Annotated in this window: 14 protein-coding genes and 1 pseudogene; 13 read left to right on the top strand and 2 right to left on the bottom strand. The window is 70.9% G+C overall.

What is annotated here, in order from left to right; translation table 11 throughout:
• The first annotated feature begins 4 nt into the window (after positions 1-4).
• The 5 genes and pseudogenes from D0Z08_RS18000 (at position 5) to D0Z08_RS17975 (ending at position 4,471) form a co-directional block, all read left to right on the top strand.
• Entirely contained in the window at positions 5-643 is a 639-nt protein-coding gene (locus D0Z08_RS18000) for an Abi-alpha family protein (protein WP_118926638.1), read from the top strand.
• On the top strand, positions 640-1,902 hold the full coding sequence (locus tag D0Z08_RS17995) for a DUF445 domain-containing protein (RefSeq protein WP_118926637.1): 1,263 nt from the start codon (positions 640-642) through the stop codon (positions 1,900-1,902). Before D0Z08_RS18000 ends, D0Z08_RS17995 begins: the two co-directional genes overlap by 4 nt.
• 106 nt (positions 1,903-2,008) lie before the next feature.
• Positions 2,009-2,767 (top strand): annotated as a pseudogene (locus D0Z08_RS33080) (DUF4184 family protein).
• 10 nt (positions 2,768-2,777) lie between these two features.
• Positions 2,778-3,488 (top strand): NAD-dependent deacylase, encoded by a 711-nt coding sequence (locus tag D0Z08_RS17980; protein ID WP_245994098.1) that lies wholly within the window; start codon positions 2,778-2,780, stop codon positions 3,486-3,488.
• Positions 3,485-4,471 carry an asparaginase gene (locus tag D0Z08_RS17975; RefSeq protein ID WP_220454239.1) on the top strand — a complete coding sequence of 329 codons (987 nt, stop codon included), beginning with the start codon at positions 3,485-3,487 and terminating at the stop codon, positions 4,469-4,471. The genes D0Z08_RS17980 and D0Z08_RS17975 overlap by 4 nt, the downstream gene beginning before the upstream one ends.
• Before the next feature lie 42 nt (positions 4,472-4,513).
• On the opposite strand, the gene D0Z08_RS17970 is transcribed toward D0Z08_RS17975, so the two are convergent.
• Complete coding sequence (locus D0Z08_RS17970) at positions 4,514-5,290, bottom strand: TetR/AcrR family transcriptional regulator (RefSeq protein WP_118926633.1); 777 nt, start codon at positions 5,288-5,290, stop codon at positions 4,514-4,516.
• Between the two features lie 135 nt (positions 5,291-5,425).
• Here D0Z08_RS17970 and D0Z08_RS17965 point away from each other — a divergent pair, with 135 nt between their 5' ends.
• The 4 genes from D0Z08_RS17965 (at position 5,426) to D0Z08_RS17950 (ending at position 12,202) form a co-directional block, all read left to right on the top strand.
• Positions 5,426-7,615, top strand: coding sequence for an MMPL family transporter (locus tag D0Z08_RS17965; RefSeq protein ID WP_182481372.1), 2,190 nt, complete (start codon positions 5,426-5,428; stop codon positions 7,613-7,615).
• 76 nt (positions 7,616-7,691) lie between these two features.
• Positions 7,692-9,509 (top strand): serine/threonine-protein kinase, encoded by a 1,818-nt coding sequence (locus tag D0Z08_RS17960; RefSeq protein ID WP_182481371.1) that lies wholly within the window; start codon positions 7,692-7,694, stop codon positions 9,507-9,509.
• 49 nt (positions 9,510-9,558) lie between these two features.
• Positions 9,559-11,046 (top strand): MDR family MFS transporter, encoded by a 1,488-nt coding sequence (locus D0Z08_RS17955; RefSeq protein ID WP_245994096.1) that lies wholly within the window; start codon positions 9,559-9,561, stop codon positions 11,044-11,046.
• Between the two features lie 10 nt (positions 11,047-11,056).
• Positions 11,057-12,202 carry an acyl-CoA dehydrogenase family protein gene (locus D0Z08_RS17950; protein ID WP_118926629.1) on the top strand — a complete coding sequence of 382 codons (1,146 nt, stop codon included), beginning with the start codon at positions 11,057-11,059 and terminating at the stop codon, positions 12,200-12,202.
• Positions 12,203-12,244: 42 nt separating this feature from the next.
• Here D0Z08_RS17950 and D0Z08_RS17945 read toward each other — a convergent pair whose 3' ends face one another.
• Positions 12,245-13,267: a LacI family DNA-binding transcriptional regulator gene (locus tag D0Z08_RS17945; RefSeq protein WP_245994094.1), complete on the bottom strand. Its 1,023-nt coding sequence runs from the start codon at positions 13,265-13,267 to the stop codon at positions 12,245-12,247.
• A 168-nt stretch (positions 13,268-13,435) separates the two neighbouring features.
• On the opposite strand from D0Z08_RS17945, the gene D0Z08_RS17940 reads away from it, so the two are divergent.
• The 4 genes from D0Z08_RS17940 (at position 13,436) to rhaS (ending at position 18,255) form a co-directional block, all read left to right on the top strand.
• Positions 13,436-15,016 (top strand): sugar ABC transporter ATP-binding protein, encoded by a 1,581-nt coding sequence (locus tag D0Z08_RS17940; RefSeq protein ID WP_118926628.1) that lies wholly within the window; start codon positions 13,436-13,438, stop codon positions 15,014-15,016.
• Complete coding sequence (locus tag D0Z08_RS17935) at positions 15,013-16,044, top strand: ABC transporter permease (RefSeq protein WP_118926627.1); 1,032 nt, start codon at positions 15,013-15,015, stop codon at positions 16,042-16,044. The genes D0Z08_RS17940 and D0Z08_RS17935 overlap by 4 nt, the downstream gene beginning before the upstream one ends.
• On the top strand, positions 16,041-17,138 hold the full coding sequence (locus D0Z08_RS17930) for an ABC transporter permease (protein WP_118926626.1): 1,098 nt from the start codon (positions 16,041-16,043) through the stop codon (positions 17,136-17,138). Before D0Z08_RS17935 ends, D0Z08_RS17930 begins: the two co-directional genes overlap by 4 nt.
• 88 nt (positions 17,139-17,226) lie before the next feature.
• Positions 17,227-18,255 (top strand): rhamnose ABC transporter substrate-binding protein, encoded by a 1,029-nt coding sequence (gene rhaS / locus D0Z08_RS17925; protein ID WP_118926625.1) that lies wholly within the window; start codon positions 17,227-17,229, stop codon positions 18,253-18,255.
• Positions 18,256-18,258: the final 3 nt, after the last annotated feature.

The raw sequence follows: 18,258 nt of genomic DNA, 5'->3' as shown, positions 1-18,258 counted from the left end.
TGCGATGACGGCGGTCGACGATCTGCGCCCACTGGTGGGCACGAGTGTCGCCCTGCTCCGAGCCACCGCGCGACTCGCGGAGGGAGGGGGAAGGCGGCTGCTCGGCGTGCCGGCGTCGGGTACGGCGGTGACGCTCGTGCGCCGGGAGTCGAACCTGGCTCCGGCGCTCGAGCGCCTCGGGACGCTCCTCGAACGCGGCGCGCTGCAGTCGTCCGGCGACGCGGAGTCGGCGCTGTTCGAGGACCTTGTGGGCCGGCTCGTGCCGGACGAGGCCCGGATCATTGCTGCCCTCGGCAGCCGGGGCTGGAGCCCGCTCGTCCACATCGAGCCGCGCCGACCCGACGACGTACATCTCGGGCTGCGCAACGCGTCCCTCATCGGGCGGCAGGGAGGGGTGACGCTCGTCCGTCGTACCCCGTTGTACGTCACCCGACTCGTCGCTGCCGGCCTCCTGGCGGTGACGCCCGCCCGGGACGACCACCCCGAGGACTACGAGATCCTCCTCGCCGACCCCGACGTGCTCGACGCGATCCGCGCCGCCAGCAGGGGCCCTCTCGGCGCCCGCGTGCACCGGCAGGGCCTGGCGCTGTCCGACCTCGGCGCACAGCTCTGGGCGGCCCACCGCGCGGAGACGGGGGAGTGAGTCCCGACCTCGTCGCCGGGATCCAGACGTGGGCGGAGATCCACGCCGATGTCAGCGAGCACTGGTACGTCTACGCGTCGATGCCGCTGATCGCGGCACTGATCGGATACGTCACCAAGCTCGTGGCCATCGAGATGCTGTACCGGCCGATGCGGTTCGTCGGCATCGGTCCGTTCGGCTGGCAGGGGCTGGTGCCGCGCCGGGCCGGCAAGGTCGCGGCCGTGACCATCCGGTTGCTGACGGAGAACCTGCTCCGCGCCGAGGACCTGCTTGCCCGTGTCGACGGTGCGGACGCCGTCCGCCAGCTGAAGGATCCCCTCGGTCGCGCCGTCGACGAGGTCGCCCGCGAGGTCGTCGACCAGACGGTGCCGGGCGGGTGGGACGCACTGCCGGAGCCGGTACGCCGCGCTGTACGCCAGCGCGTCGAGCACGAGGCGCCAGGGATCGTCGACCGGCTGATCGCCGAGGTCCGCGCTGACGTCGACCAGTTCGTCGACCTGCACTACCTGACGGTCACGACCTTGGTGCGCAACAAGCACCGCTTGAACGACATGATGCGGCAGACCGCCGGCAGCTCGATGCTCTTCCTCCGCCGGACCGGCGTGGTGTTCGGCTTCGGGATCGGGCTCGTGCAGACGGTGGCGTGGGCGCTCTGGCACAACGTGTGGATCATGCCGGCGTTCGGGTTCGTGACCGGGTTCGTGAGCGACTGGATCGCCCTGACCCTGCTCTTCCACCCACGGGAGCCCCGCCGCGTCCTCGGCAAGCGGTTCCACGGGGTGCTCCACGCCAGCCGCGACCAGATCACCCGCGACTACGCGCGGATCATGGCCGCCGACCTCTTCCAGCCGTCCGCGCTCCTGGAGTCTGTCCTGACCGGCGGGGGCGCGGACCGCCTGTTCGCTCTCGTCCACCGCGAGGTCGACGGTGTCCTGGCCCGCAACCTCGGCCCGACCCGGACGTTGATCGCCCTCGGGATCGGGACCGCACGCTACGAGGAAGCGAAGCAGACCGTCGTACGGCGAGTGCTGACCCTCCTGCCGGAGATGCCGGAGGTCGAGGACTACGCCGCGGCCGTCCTCGACGTCGAGAACGTGCTGGCCGACCGGATGTCGCAGCTCACCACCGAGCAGTTCGAGGGCATCATGCGGCCGATCTTCAAGGACGACGAGTGGTTGATGATCAGCGTCGGCGCGGTGCTCGGCTTCCTCGTCGGCGAGATGCAGGTCGAGCTGGTCACGCACGTCGGCGGTGCCTGAGGCGCATCCCTGCGTGCGTTGATCGTGTAGACGAGCCCGGCGACGAAGTCGTGGTCGACGTTCACAGGCCTGTCAGGCTCGGCATCGCTACGCTGCGCCCGTGCCGATGACGCTCGCCCACCCGGCGGCCGTGCTGCCGCTGGGGCGGCTCGGGCTCCCGATGACGGCGCTGGTCGCGGGGTCGGTGGTGCCGGACATCCCGCTGTTCTTGTGGTGGGTGCGTGGCTACGAGCTGACCCACAGCCTCGTCGGGATCCTCGTCGTCGACGTCGTGCTGGCTGTCGGGGTCGTGCTGCTCTGATCGTTCCTGGCCCGTGACGCGGTGGTGGACATGGCCCCGGCGCAGATCCGCGCCCGACTGGCCCCGCGGTCGCGCCCGTCGCGCCGGGACTGGCTGCTGACGCCGGTCGCGGCAGCGGTGGGTGCGGCGACGCACGTGCTCTGGGACTCCTTCACCCATCCCGGCCGGTGGGGTCCCCGCCACATCGAGTGGCTGCGTGCCGACCACGGGGCGCTGCCGGGGCTCAAGTGGGTCCAGTACGCCTCCGGCGTCGTCGGCCTGACGATCGTGGTGTGGGCGGCGGTACGCCACCTGCGGTCCCTCGAGACCGTGCCGGGTGCGCGTCCACCTGCGGTGCTGCCGCCGACCGTGCTGCCGGCGGTGGTGACGATCGCCGTCCTCGTGGGACTGGTCTCGGTCGCGCGCAGCGTCCCGGATGGCTTCCACGCGATGGCCTTCAACGGGGTGGTGGACAGCCTGGTCGCCGCGACGGCGCTCAGCGCGCTGGCGTGCGCTGCGTGGCACCTGGCCCGGCGACGTCGTACGCCGGTCGCCGGCAAATCAGCCTCCGACCGGGTTCCGTAGAGTCGCGGTCGTGAAGATCGTCGTCCTCACCGGAGCCGGCATCTCGGCCGAGAGCGGGGTGCCGACCTTCCGCGACGCCGACGGGTTGTGGGAGGGCCACCGGGTCGAGGACGTGGCGACCCCCGAGGCGTTCCTCGCCGACCCGGACACGGTCCAGCGGTTCTACGACGCCCGGCGGGCGGCGCTGGCGGCGGTCGAGCCCAACCCCGCCCACACCGCCCTCGCGGAGCTCGAGCGACTGGTCGGCGACGACCTGACGCTGGTCACCCAGAACATCGACGACCTGCACGAGCGGGCCGGATCGACGCGAGTGGTGCACATGCATGGTGAGCTGCGGTCGGCGTTGTGCGTGCGGTGCGGTGGCCGCTGCGCCTGGGACGGGCCGATGCTCGACGCCGACCCGTGCCGGTCCTGCGGCAAGGGGGAGCTGCGGCCGGACGTCGTGTGGTTCGGGGAGGTCCCGCACCACATGGACGCCATCATCGACGCGCTCGTCGGGTGCGACCTCTTCGTCTCGATCGGCACTTCCGGCGCGGTCTACCCGGCGGCTGGTTTCGTCCAGCAGGCCCGCGCGTTCGGCGCGCGCACCCTCGAGCTCAACCTCGTCCCGAGCGAGGGCACGGCGTACTTCCACGAGGCGCGGCACGGTCGGGCCGGCGAGCTGGTCCCGGCCTGGGTGGCCGAGCTGGCGGAGCTGGGCGATCTGGGCATGGCCAGGTGAGCGCGCTGCGGATCGCCGTGCTCGGCACCGGCGGCACGATCGCCAGTCGGCTCGACCAGTACGGCGCCGCGCAGCCCGTCGACCCCGTGAGCGAGCTCGTGGTCGGGCTGGATCTCGGCGAGGTGGTCGTCGAGGCGCGCGACCTGTTCGTCAAGGACAGCTCCGCGCTGACGACGGCCGACCAGGCGCTCATCGTCGGTGAGGTGGCGGCCGCACTCGCCGATCCCGCCGTCGACGGAGTCGTGGTGACGCACGGCACGGACACCGCGGAGGAGACGGCGTACCTCCTCGACCTCGTGCACACCGACGACCGGCCGGTGGTGCTCACCGGCGCGCAGCGACCGGCCGACGCGCCCGACGCCGACGGCCCGCGCAACCTCCGGGACGCCCTGCGGGTCGCCGCCGACCCCGCGGCCCGGCGACTCGGGGTGCTCGTCGCCTTCGACGGCCTGGTGCTGGCCGCCCGCGGCACCCGCAAGGTGCACACCCACCAGACCGCGGCCTTCGCCCAGCCGGACGGCGGGGCACTCGGCCGGGTCGTCGACGGGCGGCTGGTCCTCGACGGGGTGCCGGCGCATCGGGAGCACCTCGAGGACGACCTCCTCGAGATCGCGTCGGTGCGGGTCGACATCGCGGCGGTCTACCCGGGCGTCGACGGGACCGCGCTGCGCGCGTTCGCGGACGCCGGCGCGCGCGGCGTCGTCCTCGTGGCCACCGGGGCGGGCAACGCCAACCCGGCGATCGTCGCGGCCGTCGCCGACCTCACCCGGCAGGGCGTCGTCGTCGGGCTCACCACCCGCGTCGACACCGGGCCCGTGGCGGGGATCTACGGCGGCGGCGGGGGAGGTGCGGACCTGGTCGCCGCAGGCGCCGTACCACTCGGCACGCTGCGCGCCGGTCAGGGCCGGATCCTGCTGCTGGCCCTGCTCGCCGCGCTGGGTGATGCCGAGCGCGTGCGGGCGGCGTTGCCGGCGTACCTCTGAGCGTCGCGGAGCCTTGGTTTCGAGGCTCGCTTCGCTCGCACCTCAACCAGCGGCGGCGGCGGGGGGCTGCGCCAGCTCGGTGTCGATCAGCTGGGTCAGCCGCTCCGTCTCCGCGCCGAGGCCGAGCGGTTCGAGCCAGTCGAGGAGCGTCGCCCGGAACAGGGCGCCGCTCTCGATCACGCGGGGGTCGCAGTGCCCGGTCGACTCCAACGTGACCACACCGTAGAGCGCGGACCAGGACCGCATGTAGATCCAGAGGATGCCCCGGTCGGCGGGCTCGATGTGGGCGGCCTTGGCCGGGATCAACGGGTTGAGCACGGCGTCGCGGACGATCGGGTCGAGCTCGTCCAGCGAGGGATAGGGGAACTGGTAGAGCTCCCAGATCTCGTACAGCAGGTCGGTGAAGTAGTGCCCCGAGGTCGACAGGGTCAGCAGCTCCCGTCGGTCGGACTCCTCGGTGACGATCGGGTTGGCGAAGACCAGCGCGAACTCCCGCGGCTTGGTGAGCGCCCAGCGACGGAACGCGACGCACGCCGCTGCGAGCCGGGCGGCGGGGTCGTCCTCGGGGTACTTCTCGGCCGTAGCCATGAAGTCCTGGGTCGCCGCCTTGTCGAGCTCGAACGCCACCAGGTCGACCAGCTCCTGGTAGTTGGCGACGTAGCGGTAGAGCGCCGGCGCGGTCATCCCCATCCGCGACGCGACCGCCCGGAGGGACAGCTCGGCGCCCTGCGTGATCAGCTCGGCGGCGACCCGCACGATCTCGTCGTACGTCGCCTCGCGCTGCCGCTCGCGACGGGTGGGTTGGTGCAGTGCGGGCACGCCGCTCCTCGGGTTCCAGATGGTCGGGGTCCACGGGGGCGGAGCCCCCGTTGGTGGCTTGACGCGGGGAGTTTACACCGTTTACCGTTAACGGGCTTAACGTAGATGACGGTGTGTCACGGAGAGGTGCGGAGCATGATCGAGCGTTGGGGAGGCGTCGTCGTCCGGCGGGCCGTCGTCGTGCTGCTGGTGGGTCTCGGCATCACCGCCGCGGCACTGTTCGCCGGCGTCGGTCTCGAGGACAAGCTGTCGTCCGGCGGCTTCGACGACCCCGCGTCGGAGTCCGCGCGCGAGCTGACCGAGGAACGCGACGTCTTCGGCAACAAGTCGATCGACGTGATCGCGATCTTCACGAGCGAGGACGAGGTGGTCTCCGACCCCGCGTTCCGCGCCGAGCTCGAGGAGACCCTCGCCGAGGTGCCCGGTGACCGGGTCGAGTCCATCGCCACCTTCTACGACACGCAGGACCCGGCGATGGTCAGTCACGACGAGCACGCGACCGCGGTCTACATCTCGCTCGGTGGTGAGAGCCAGAACGACTTCATGGACTCCTACCGCGCGATCCGCCCGACCATCGCCGACTCCGAGCTCGACGTCGACTTCGCCGGCCCGTTCGCCGTCTACTCCGACGTCAACGAGCACACCAAGGACGACCTGCTGATGGCGGAGATCGTCTCGCTGCCGATCGTCCTGCTGCTCTCGCTCATCATCTTCCGCAGCGTGACCGCGTCGCTGCTGCCGGTGCTCGTCGGCCTGGTCACCGTCCTCGGTGCCCGCGCGATGATCGCCGGGCTCAACGAGATCACCGAGGTGTCGATCTTCGCGCCCAACATCATCACCCTGATCGGCCTCGGCCTCTCGATCGACTACGCGCTGTTCGTGGTCTCCCGGTTCCGTGAGGAGATCGCCCTCTCGCCTGACGACACCCGGCACGCGCTGGTGCGCACGATGGCGACCGCCGGCCGCACCGTGATGTTCTCCGCACTGACCGTCGCCGCGGCGATGAGCTCGCTGCTGGTCTTCCCGCAGGCCTTCCTCAAGTCGATCGGGTACGGCGGCATCGCGGCCGTCCTGGTCGCGATGGTGGCCGCGCTGACCGTCCTGCCCGCAACGCTCGCGCTGCTCGGCAAGCGGGTCGACTCGATCCGGATCCCGTTCCTCCAGCGGGCGACGGCGGTCGACAGCGACCACGGCGCCTGGTCCCGGCTGGCCCGGGGCGTGATGCGGCGCCCGATCCTGGTCGCCGCCGGCGTGATCGTCGTACTGCTGGCGGTCGCGTCCCCGTTCCTCGGCGTGAAGTGGGGGAGCGTCGACTACCGGGTGCTGCCCAACGACGCCGAGGCCCACCAGGCCGCGGAGCGGCTCAACACCGAGTTCGGCCCGGAGCGCTCGACCGCGAACGTGCTGCTCGAGGGCGCAGACGAGGCCGAGGTGGCGTCGTACTCCGAGGCCCTCCTCGACGTCTCCGGTGTGGTCGACGTCCGCCCGGTCGAGACCGCGGGCGACACCACGCTGCTGCGGGCGGCATGGGAGGGCAACAGCCAGAGCGACCACAGCCAGGACCTCGTGCGCGAGCTGCGGGACGTGCCCAGCCCCGACGGCACCACGGCGCTCGTCGGCGGCCTGACCGCCGACACCGTCGACCTGGCCGGATCGGTCAGGTCCCACCTGCCGTGGATGGGCCTGATTGTCGTCTCGGTCATGCTGGTGCTGCTGTTCCTGGCGTTCGGCTCGCTCGTCCTGCCGATCAAGGCGGTGGCGATGAACTTCTTCTCGATCACCGCGGCGTTCGGCGTGGTCACGTGGATCTTCAGCGACGGCCACCTGTCCGGCCTGCTGGGCTTCGAGAGCTCCGGGTTCCTCGACCTCACCAACCCGATCGTCATGCTGGCCGTGCTGTTCGGGCTGTCGATGGACTACGAGGTCTTCCTGCTCAGCCGCGTGCGTGAGCAGTGGGACGCGACCGCCGGCTCCGCGACCAGCCCCGCGAAGCGCAACACGGACGCCGTCGCGACGGGCCTGCAGAAGACCGGCCGGATCATCACCAGCGCCGCGCTCCTGCTGGCGGTCGTGATCGGCGCCTTCAGCCTCAGCGGCGTCGTCTTCATGAAGATGCTGGGCATCGGCATGCTGATCGCGCTCCTGGTCGACGCGACCATCGTCCGCGCCCTCCTGGTGCCGGCCACCATGAAGCTGCTCGGCCGGTGGAACTGGTGGGCGCCGGCCCCGCTCGCCCGCTGGTGGGAGCGCTACGGCTTCCGCGAGGCGGGTCCGACGGGTCGGTCGGGGGACGCGAAGAGCGAGGAACCCTTGCCCGTGGGGTAGAAACGTCCTCGTGGTTGTCTCGGGAGGCTCGGCCGGATATCCCGTCCCAGGTGCCCGGATCGGGCGGTTCCGCATCGTGGAGCAGCTTGGCCAGGGCGGCATGGGCGTGGTCTACCGCGCCGTCGAGGAGAACCTCGGCCGCGAGGTCGCGCTCAAGATCGTCGCGCCCCACTTCGCCCACGACCCGGAGTTCCGCGAGCGGTTCAGCCGTGAGGCCCGCGCCCAGGCGTCCCTGGAGTCGGCGCACGTGGTCGCGGTCTACGCGCACGGCGAGGAGGACGGCTTCGTCTACATCGCCAGCCAGCTGATCGCCGACGGCGACCTCGGGCAGCTGATCCGTACGGCGGGAATCCCGCCCCTCGTCGACGCCCTGAGCGTGATCGAGCAGGTGGCGAGCGGGCTGGCCGACGCCCACGACGCCGGCCTTGTCCATCGCGACATCAAGCCCGGCAACGTCCTGGTGCGGATCCGCGGCCACGCCGTCCGGGCCTACCTCGGCGACTTCGGCATCGCCCGCCGGATGGACGCGGCGTCCACCCGGTTCGGGTCGTCGGCGGTCGGTACGCCGACCTACATGGCGCCCGAGCTCCACGGCGGGGCCGCTGCCAGCTTCGTCACCGACGTCTACTCGCTCGGCTGCCTGATGTGGGTCGCGCTCACCGGCACCCCGCCCTTCACGGGCCAGAGCGACTACCAGATCGTCGCTGCCCACGTGAACAACACGATCCCGCAGCTGGCCGGCACCAGCCCGATGGTGCAGGCCACCAACCGGATCCTCCGGCTCGCGATGGCCAAGGAGCCGAGTCAGCGCTACCCCTCGGCGGCCGCGATGCGCGCCGACCTGCAGGCGGCGCTGCGACTGCCGCACACGCCCGGCGCCGCCGTACCCGAGCCGAGTGGCGGTACGGCGCTGCGGCCCACCATGTCCGGCAGCCAGGCCGGCAGCACCCCCTCCCGCGGCGGCACCAGCCCGCGCGCCGCGACGCCGACCGGGCCGCCTCCGAGCGCACCGCCGCCGTTCGCGCCGGTCGCGCCGACACCGGACCCGTCGAACGGCAGCGGCGCGCGGCCGGCGTACCTCGCCACGACCGCCCCGCCGGGCCACGACCGACGTCCCTCGACCCGCCGGCCGGGCGGGGCCCCGCGCTCGAAGCCGCTGATCGCGGTGGTGGTGGCCGGCATCCTCGCCGTGACCGGCGGAGTGGTCGCTGCCCTCGTCGTCGGCGACGGTGACGACGGAGGCGGCGGCGACCAGCCCACGACGGACGCGGTGGATTCGTCGTTCGTCGCGATGACCCCGGAGGAGATCCTGCGCGACTCCGAGAAGGAGATGAAGGTCCTCGACTCGGTGCAGGTGAGGGGGCAGTTCCCCGACGGCCCGCTGAACGTGTCGATCAACATGTCCATCACCTCCGACGGCGACTGCACCGGGACCATGAGCTATCTCGGCAGCGGCACCGCGCAGGTGCTGCGCAAGGACGAGCGGATCATGATCAAGCCGGACGCGCGGTTCCTCAACGACCTCGGCATCGACAACGCCGCCGCATTCCTCGACTACCTCGACGGCCGGTGGCTGGAGTTCACCGAGAACCGCAGCCAGTTCGCCAAGGTCTGCGACCTCGACGAGTTCCTCGAGCGCGACGGCCGCGAGGGCGCGACCGCGACCAATGACGGCGTGGCGACCGTGCGCGGCGAGGAAGTGACGAAGGTCCGTCTGCAGGAGGGCTCCAACGAGGAGACCTACTTCGTGATGGTCGACGAGCCGCACTACCTGCTGCGGCTCAACGAGGCCAAGGACGCCTGGTTCGAGTACTCCGAGTTCGACGAGCCGGTCGACATCGAGCTCCCGCCGGAGAGCGACATCCTGATGGACTCGAAGATCGGCGAGGACTGAACCCGAGCGGCGGGGAATGCACGCCGTACCGCCCCGGTTGCCGCCTGGTGTGACCACCGCCGCCCCGACCCGTGCGTCGGTCGGGCTGCGGAGCGACCGGGGTCCGATCCTCGGCTCGGTGATGCTCTCGATCGCGCTGATCGCGATCGACGCGACGATCCTGGCCACCGCGGTGCCGGCGATCGTGCGCGACCTCGGCGGCTTCACCCAGTTCCCCTGGCTGTTCTCGGCGTACCTCCTGACCCAGGCGATCAGCACGCCGATCTACGGCAAGCTCGCCGACACGTTCGGGCGCAAGCCGCTGATGCTGTTCGGCATCGGGACGTTCGTGGTCGGGTCGGTGCTGTGCGCGGTGTCGTGGAGCATGGGCGCGCTGATCGCGTTCCGCGCGCTGCAGGGGCTCGGCGCCGGGGCGATCCAGCCGGCCGGCATGACGATCATGGGTGACATCTACTCGGTGGCCGAGCGGGCTGTCGCCCAGGGGTACATCGCCAGCGTGTGGGCGATGTCCGCCGTCGTCGGACCGACGCTGGGCGGGCTCTTCTCCGACCACCTCTCCTGGCGCTGGATCTTCTGGATCAACCTGCCGCTCGGCCTGTTCGCCGCGGTCGTGCTGTGGATCCGCTTCGACGAGAAGGCCGGGATGTCGGAGCCGCACGAGCGGCGGCCCATCGACTGGGCAGGCGCCCTCCTCGTCGCCGCCGCCTCGGCGCTGCTCCTCCTCGGCCTGCTGGAGGGTGGCATCCGCTGGCCCTGGTGGTCCTGGCAGAGCGCCGTCGCCCTGGGTGGGGCAGCCGTGCTGACCCTCCTGTTCGTGCGCGTCGAGGGCCGGGTCGCGGACCCCGTCCTTCCCGGCTGGCTGTTCCGGCACCGGGTCCTCAACGCCGCAACGGTGGCCGGCTTCGTGGCCGGCGTGGTGATGCTCGGCGTCACGTCCTACGTCCCCGTCTACGCCCAGCAGGTCCTCGGCGCGGGCGCCACGGTGGCGGGCTTCGCGGTCGCCGCGCTGGCGATCGGGTGGCCGTTCGCAGCCAGTACGTCGGGCCGGATCTACCTGCGCTTCGGCTTCCGGGCCTGCCTGTTCCTCGGCGCGTTCTTCGGCGCGGCAGGGGCGACGATCCTCTCGCTGGTCGGTCCCGGCAGCTCGATCTTCCTGCTCGCGGCCGCCTGCCTGGTGCTCGGCCTCGGCCTCGGGTACGTCGTGAGCCCGAGCATCGTGGCCCTCCAGTCCGCGGTCGAATTCCGCCAGCGCGGGGTTGCCACGGGCGCCAACATGTTCGCCCGCTCGGTCGGCAGTGCGGTCGGCGTCGCGATGTTCGGCGCCATCGCCAACGGCGTCGTCGCCGATCGGCTCGGGGGAGCGGACGCGGCGGGTGCCGTGAAGCTCGAGGAGCTGCCGGTCGCCGTACTCGATCCTGCGCTGCAGGCCGTCTTCCTCGCCGTCGCCGGCTGCGCGCTCCTGCTTGTGCTGGGTGCACTACTGATGCCGTCTCGTGTTGGTCCTGCGCACGATTCCGAGAGGGCTACCGCCGAGTAGAGTCGGCGGCATGAAGCGCGACATCTACAACGAGGACCACGAGTCGTTCCGCGAGTCGGCGGCCACCTGGATCGAGCGGTCGGTCACCCCGAACGCCGAGAAGTACATCCAAGAGAAGTCCCTGCCCCGCGAGTTCTGGCTCGAGGCGGGCGCGCAGGGCATGCTCGGCCTCGCCATCCCAGAGGAGTACGGCGGCGCCGGGGCCGACGACTTCCGCTTCAACGCGGTGCTCACCGAGGAGATGGCGAAGGTCGGCGCCTGGATGCCCACCTGTGTCGGCATCCACGCCGACATCACCGCTCCCTACATCGTCGAGCTCGGCACCGAGGAGCAGAAGCAGCGCTGGCTCCCGGGCGTGGCCTCGGGCGAGATCCTGCTCGGCATCGGCATGACCGAGCCGTCGGGCGGCTCCGACCTCGCCGCGCTGAAGACCACCGCCGTCCGTGACGGCGACGAGTGGGTCATCAACGGCTCGAAGACGTTCATCACCAACGGCTACTCCGGCGACCTGATCGTCACCGCTGCGCGGACGGACCCGGAGAAGGGCCCGAAGGGGATCACCCTGTTCGGTATCGAGGCGACCAAGGAGGGCTTCAGCCGCGGCCGCAAGCTCGACAAGGTCGGCATGGAGGAGTCCGACACCTCCGAGCTGTTCTTCGAGAACGTGCGGGTGACCGACGCCGAGATCATCGGCGAGCTCAACATGGGCTTCGTCCACATGATGCAGAAGCTGCCGCAGGAGCGGATCGCCTGCGCGATCGCGAACACCCACCACGCCAAGCAGATCCTGGCCGAGACCATCCAGTACGCCAAGGACCGCCAGGCGTTCGGCCAGTCGATCGGCCGCTTCCAGCACATCAAGTTCCTCCTCGCCGAGCTGGTCACCGCCGTCGAGGTGTGCGAGGCCTACATGGACAAGTGCGTCGCGGCGCATGCCGAGGGCCAGCTGTCCGCGGTCGAGGCGGCCAAGGCCAAGTGGTGGTCGTCGGACATGCAGAACGAGGTCATCGACCACTGCGTCCAGATCCACGGCGGCTACGGCTTCATGAACGAGTACCGCGTCGCCCGTGCCTGGCGGGACGCCCGGGTCACCAAGATCTGGGCCGGCTCCAACGAGATCATGAAGGAGCTCATCGGCCGCGAGCTCGGCTTCTGAGCGAGCCTGGCTTGCGCGCGAGGGCGGGTCGCGCCCCGCGCGTCACCCCGCCGTCGAGCGCCGTACGACGAGCTCGGGCTCGAGCACGACGTCGCGGACCCTCGCGGCGGGGTCGGCGATGACCTCGAGGAGGGTGTCAGCGGCGACGTTCCCGAGCTGCTCGCGCGGCTGACGCACCGAGCTGAGCGGGATCGCCGCGGACGCCGCGAAGTCGATGTCGTCGTAGCCGAGGATCGCGAGGTCGTCGGGCACCCGCACCCCGGCGAGGGTCAGCGCCTGCAGGACACCCAGCGCGATCAGGTCGTTCCCGGCGAAGATGGCATCCGGCCTGGAGCGCTTCCCCAGGCCGAGCAGCTGCTCGGCGGCCTGGCGGCCGGCGACCGCGTCCATCGTCGGGGTCTCGACGTAGGTCAGCTGCGTGCCGGGCGACGCGTCGACGACGTCCTGGGCGCCGTGGAGGCGGTGCCTGACCTGGCTCAGCCCCTTCGGCCCGCCGACGAACGCGATCCGGCGCCGCCCGCAGTCGACCAGGTGCTGGGCCCCGATCCGCCCGCCTCGCTTGTCGTCGACCGCGACCGAGGAGAACTCCCGGGCTCCGGTCCGCCGGTCGACCACGACGACCGCGGTACCGCGCTCGCGGAGGCGCCGGAGCCGCGGCAGCACCTGACCGACCGGTGTGATCAGCAGGCCACTGACGCGCTGCTCCTCGAAGAGGTCGAGATAGGTCAGCTCGCGGCGCGCGTCCTGGCCGGAGTTGCCGAGGATGAGCGGCCGGCCGTGCTCGCCGAGCCGGTCCTCGACGCCCTGTGCCACGTCGGTGAAGAACGGGTTGCGGACATCGAGGACGATCATCCCGACGGCATGGTTGGTGCCCGCCCGCAGCTGACGGGCGGCGTCGTTGCGGACGAAGCCGAGGTCGCCGATCACGGCGAGGACGTGCTCCCGGGTGGCCGGCAGGACCTTCTCCGGGCGGTTGAGCACGTTGGACACGGTGCCGAGCGAGACGCCGGCGGCCGCCGCGACGTCCTTGACCGACACGCGTCGGCCGTTCGGTTCGATGCCCACTCTTCTCCTCCTCCGATGTGCGCACAGACTAGGTCCAGTTGTCCCGCGCGGGGCCGATTGATTCGTTTCAATAAAGTTCCGCTGGAGGCTTGACGCGCGTGACGGCGGTCACCTAACGTCATCCGAACCGTAGTTGAAACCTTTCAACGGTGAAAGTCAAGGAACTTCATGTCTGCCAGAACCGAAGCCGGCGCCGACCGGCCGACGCTCGAGCTGCGCGACGTCGCGAAGTCGTTCGGGGCCGTCGCCGCCCTTCGTTCGGGGTCCCTCGAGGTGTGGCCGGGCTCGATCCACGCACTCGTGGGCGAGAACGGTGCCGGCAAGTCCACGCTGGTGAAGATCGTCGCAGGCGTCTATCGGCGCGATGGTGGGACGTTCCGACTCCGAGGCGCCGACGTCGACTTCGGCTCGACCGCCGAGTCCAAGGCGGCCGGCGTCGCCGTGATCTACCAGGAGCCCACGCTCTTCCCCGACCTCTCGGTCGCCGAGAACATCTTCATGGGCCGCCATCCGCTCCGGAACGGGCGCCGGATCGACCGACCGCGGATGTACGCCGAGTCGGAGGCCCTCTTCGAGCGGCTGGGCGTGCACATCGACCCCCGTCGCCCAGCGCGCGGCCTGTCCATCGCCGACCAGCAGATCATCGAGATCGCGAAGGCCATCTCGCTCGACGCGGCGCTGCTCATCATGGACGAGCCGACGGCCGCGCTCAGCGGCGTCGAGGTCGACCGGCTCTTCGCCGTCGCACGGAGCCTGCGTGACGAGGGTCGGGCGTTGGTCTTCATCTCGCACCGCTTCGACGAGGTGTTCGCCCTCTGCGACACGGTCACCGTGATGCGCGACGGCGCCTACGTCAGCACCGACGCGATCACCGACACGTCGGTCGACGAGATCGTCACCCGGATGGTCGGCCGCGAGGTGGCCGAGCTCTTCCCCAAGACCCCGGCCGAGATCGGCGACGTCGTGCTCGAGGTCGACGGCCTGCAGAGCGTCGGTGTGTTCCACGACGTCTCCTTCACCGTGCGGGCGGGTGAGATCGTCGCGTTGGCCGGGCTCGTCGGCGCGGGCCGCAGCGAGATCGCCCGGGCGGTCTTCGGCATGGACCGGTACGACGCCGGCGTGGTCCGTCTCGGCGGCGTCGGCGTGCGCGCGCACAACCCCCGGGCGGCGATCCGGGCCGGCATGGCGTTCGTGCCCGAGGACCGGCGCCAGCAGGGCCTCGTCACGGAGAGCTCGGTGGCGCGCAACGTCGCCGGCGTCATCCGCCGGCGCCTGTCCACGGCGGGACTGATCACGAGCCGCGCCGAGAACAAGGCGTCCGGCCCGTGGGCCGGCAGGCTCGAGGTCAAGACCAGTGCGCTGGACATGACGGCGGCGACCATGAGTGGCGGCAACCAGCAGAAGGTCGTCATCGCCAAGTGGCTCGCGACCGAGCCCCGACTGCTCATCATCGACGAGCCCACGCGCGGCATCGACGTGGGCACCAAGGCGGAGGTCCACCGCTTGCTGTCGGAGCTCGCCGGCCAGGGCCTCGCCATCCTGATGATCTCCTCCGAGCTGCCCGAGGTGCTCGGGATGGCCGACCGGGTCCTGGTCGTGTGCGAGGGACGGATCACCGCCGACCTGGACCGCGCCACGGCGACCCCCGAGACCGTCATGCACGCCGCGACCCGCACGGGGGACGGAGCGGCTGGCGCCGAGCGATCCGTGACCGTCGGCCGGCCCGAGAAGCAGGAGGCATCGGCATGACCGAGGTGCTGGTCCACCCGAGCGAGCTCCCGACGAGGAACCGCGCGCTCGCCACGGTGCTGCGCTCGCGCGAGCTCGCCGTCGGCCTGGTGCTGGTCGCCCTGGTCGCGGTCACCACCATCGTCAGCCCGAGCTTCCTCTTCGACGGCGAGGGGTGGCGCAACCTGCTCGTGACGCCGTCGATCCTGATCCTCCTGGCCATCGGGCAGACCGCGGTCATCGTCACCCGCAACGTCGACCTCTCGGTCGGCTCGACGCTGGGTCTCACGGCCTACCTCACCGGCCAGGTGTTCATCGCCTACCCGAGCCTGCCGTACCCGATCGTCTTCTTCATCGGACTGGCCTTCGGGGGGATGCTCGGTGTCGTCAACGGCGTGCTGGTGGCGGTCTTCAAGGTTCCTGCGCTGGTCATCACGCTCGGCACGCTCTACATCTTCCGCGGCATCTTCCTGCAGTGGGCGGGCAAGGACCGGGTCTACGCGTCGGACCTGCCCGACTCCTTCCTCGCTCTGGGCAACGGCCAGGTCCTCACCATCCCGGTCCTCACCGTCGGCGCCCTCGTCGTGCTCGCGGTGGTCGGCTACTACGCCCACACCGCGCGCGGTGGGCGCGAGCTCTACGCCATCGGCTCGGACCCGGACGCGGCGCGGCTCTACGGCCTCGCCGTCAACCGTCGGGTGATCGGCGCCTTCATCCTCTGTGGCGCCCTTGCCGGCCTCGCCGGCGTCTTCTACGCGGCGCGCTACGGCACGGTCAGCTCCGGCGCCGGTCGCAACATGGAGCTCGAGGCCGTGGCGGCAGCAGTGATCGGCGGCGTCGCGATCTTCGGCGGCAGCGGCACGGTCTGGGGTGCCGCGATCGGAGCGGTCCTGCTCGAGACCATCGGCCGGGCGCTGCCGCGGCTGGGCATCGACGACTTCTGGCAGCGCGCCGTCGTCGGAGCGCTGATCATCGGCGCCGTCGTCCTCGACCGGCTGCTCACCCTTCGCCAGGAAAGAACGCTCGCCGCGGCGAGGGAGGAATCATGACGTCGCTGCTCGCCCCGGAGCACCGGGAGCCCACCCGCTCGTACCCGTCGTACTCCCGGCCGCTCGTCCTGCGCCTGCTGGCCACCCGTGAGTTCGCGGTCGTCGCACTGCTCGTCGGTGTCTTCCTCTACGCGACGGCCAACGTCGAGTTCTTCGACGGCCCGCTGACGCTCTACTTCCTGTTCCGAGACCTCGCGCCGGTGCTCCTCATCGCGCTGCCGATGACGCTGATCATCGTCACCGGCGAGATCGACCTCTCCGTGGCCAGCGTGATGGGCCTGAGTGCGGTCGTCATGGCCCTCCTGCACTTCGAGGCGGGCTGGTCGATCCCGGCCGCGGCTGCGGTCGCCGTCGTCGTCGGCACCATCTGCGGAGCGGTCAACGGCTTCCTCGTCGCGTACGTCGGGCTGCCGTCCCTCGCCGTGACCATCGGAACCCTCGCGCTGTTCCGCGGGATCGCCGTGGGCCTGACCGGCACCACGCAGTACACCGGCTTCCCCCAGGAGTGGCGCGATCTCGCCCTCGACCGCATCAGCGAAGGGTCACGCTTCCCGTTGGTGCTCGTCCCGATCACCGTCCTGGCCGTCCTGTTCCTCGTCCTGCTGCACTTCACGACCTTCGGCCGCGGCGTCTTCGAGATCGGCCTGAACGACGAGGCCGCACGCTTCACCGGCGTCGACGTCGAGCGCACCAAGTTCGTGCTGTTCGTGTTCGCCGGTGCGGTGGCCGCGATGGCCGGCATCTACTTCGCGCTCGTCTACAACAGCGCCCGGGGCAACACCGGCGAGGGCACCGAGCTGAAGGTGATCGCAGCCGTGCTTCTCGGCGGCGTCTCGATCTTCGGCGGCCGCGGGGCGCTGCCCGGCGTGATCGCCGGCGCATTGCTCATCGGCGTGCTCTCCAGCGCGCTGCGCCTCGAGAGCGTCGAGGACAACCAGATCAACATCATCATCGGCGGGCTGCTGATCCTCTCCGTCATCTCCGGGAGCGTGCTCGGCGCCCTGCGTGGACGACTGCGCCTACCCGGGCGTGCAGCACCGCCGCCTCCAGGACCCCCGGGCGGCCCCGGGACAGAGGCGCCCCCGGGCGCCTGAAAGCAGCACCACCGGCACGACCGTCGCCGACGGCTCGTCGCCTCCTGACCGATGCGGGTCATCCGGACAAGCTACGAAAGGCACACCCATGAAGCGCAACCCTCAGCGGCTCGCCGCTCTCGCCAGCCTGGCGCTGGCGGCCACTCTCGGATTCTCCGCCTGCGGCAGCGACGACGACAACGGCGGTGGCGGCGGTGACGGCGGCAGCGACGCGATCGTCTTCCTGCCCAAGAACCTCGGCAACCCCTACTTCGACGCCAGCACCACCGGCGGCGAGCGCGCGGCCGACGAGTTCGGGGGCAGCATCGAGGAGGTCGGTCCCGACGAGCCGACCGCCGAGCTGCAGGTGCCGTTCATCGACACCGCGGCCCAGCAGGGCGTGGGCGCGCTAGTGGTCTCCGCCAACGACCCGTCCGCTCTGTGCGACTCCCTCAACCAGGCCCGCGACGCCGGCGTCAAGGTCGTCACCTTCGACTCCGACGTCGAGGCCGACTGCCGCGACCTCTTCGTCAGCCAGGCCGACGCCGCGGGCATCGCCAAGGCCCAGGTCGACCTGATCGCCGAGCAGATCGACGGCAACGGCGAGGTCGCGATCCTGTCGGCTGCGGCCAACGCCACCAACCAGAACGAGTGGATCGCGCTGATGGAGGAGGAGCTCGCCGCCAACTACCCCGACATCGAGCTCGTCGACACGGTCTACGGCGACGACGACGACCAGAAGTCCTTCGACCAGACCGAGGCCCTGCTCTCCCAGTACCCCGACCTGGAGGGCATCATCTCGCCGACCACCGTGGGCATCTCCGCCGCGGCGCGCTACCTGTCGGAGTCGGACGCCAAGGGTGAGGTCGCGCTGACCGGCCTCGGGACGCCGAACCAGATGCGTGAGTACGTCGAGAACGGCACCGTCGAGGCCTTCGCGCTCTGGAACCCGGAGGAGCTCGGCTACCTCGCCGCCTACACCGCCCATGCGCTCGCGTCGGGCGAGATCGAGGGCGACGAGGGCGACACCTTCGAGGCCGGAGACCTGGGCGAGTACACGGTCGGCGCCGACGGCGTCGTCCTGCTCGGCGAGCCGTACGTCTTCGACAAGAGCAACATCAACGACTTCGACTTCTGAGCA

The sequence above is a fragment of the Nocardioides immobilis genome (assembly GCF_003515065.1).
GTDB classification, from domain to species: Bacteria; Actinomycetota; Actinomycetes; order Propionibacteriales; family Nocardioidaceae; genus Nocardioides; species Nocardioides immobilis.
The sequence above is the reverse complement of the archived record's forward strand: the minus strand, read 5'-3'. Positions and strand labels throughout refer to the sequence as shown.

Bases quoted from the DNA above. Each gene is read 5' to 3' on its own strand.
- D0Z08_RS18000 (WP_118926638.1), top strand. From the start codon at position 5: ATGACGGCGGTCGACGATCTGCGCCCACTGGTGGGCACGAGTGTCGCC.
- D0Z08_RS17965 (WP_182481372.1), top strand. From the start codon at position 5,426: ATGATCGAGCGTTGGGGAGGCGTCGTCGTCCGGCGGGCCGTCGTCGTG.
- D0Z08_RS17950 (WP_118926629.1), top strand. From the start codon at position 11,057: ATGAAGCGCGACATCTACAACGAGGACCACGAGTCGTTCCGCGAGTCG.
- D0Z08_RS17940 (WP_118926628.1), top strand. From the start codon at position 13,436: ATGTCTGCCAGAACCGAAGCCGGCGCCGACCGGCCGACGCTCGAGCTG.
- D0Z08_RS17935 (WP_118926627.1), top strand. From the start codon at position 15,013: ATGACCGAGGTGCTGGTCCACCCGAGCGAGCTCCCGACGAGGAACCGC.
- D0Z08_RS17930 (WP_118926626.1), top strand. From the start codon at position 16,041: ATGACGTCGCTGCTCGCCCCGGAGCACCGGGAGCCCACCCGCTCGTAC.
- rhaS (WP_118926625.1), top strand. From the start codon at position 17,227: ATGAAGCGCAACCCTCAGCGGCTCGCCGCTCTCGCCAGCCTGGCGCTG.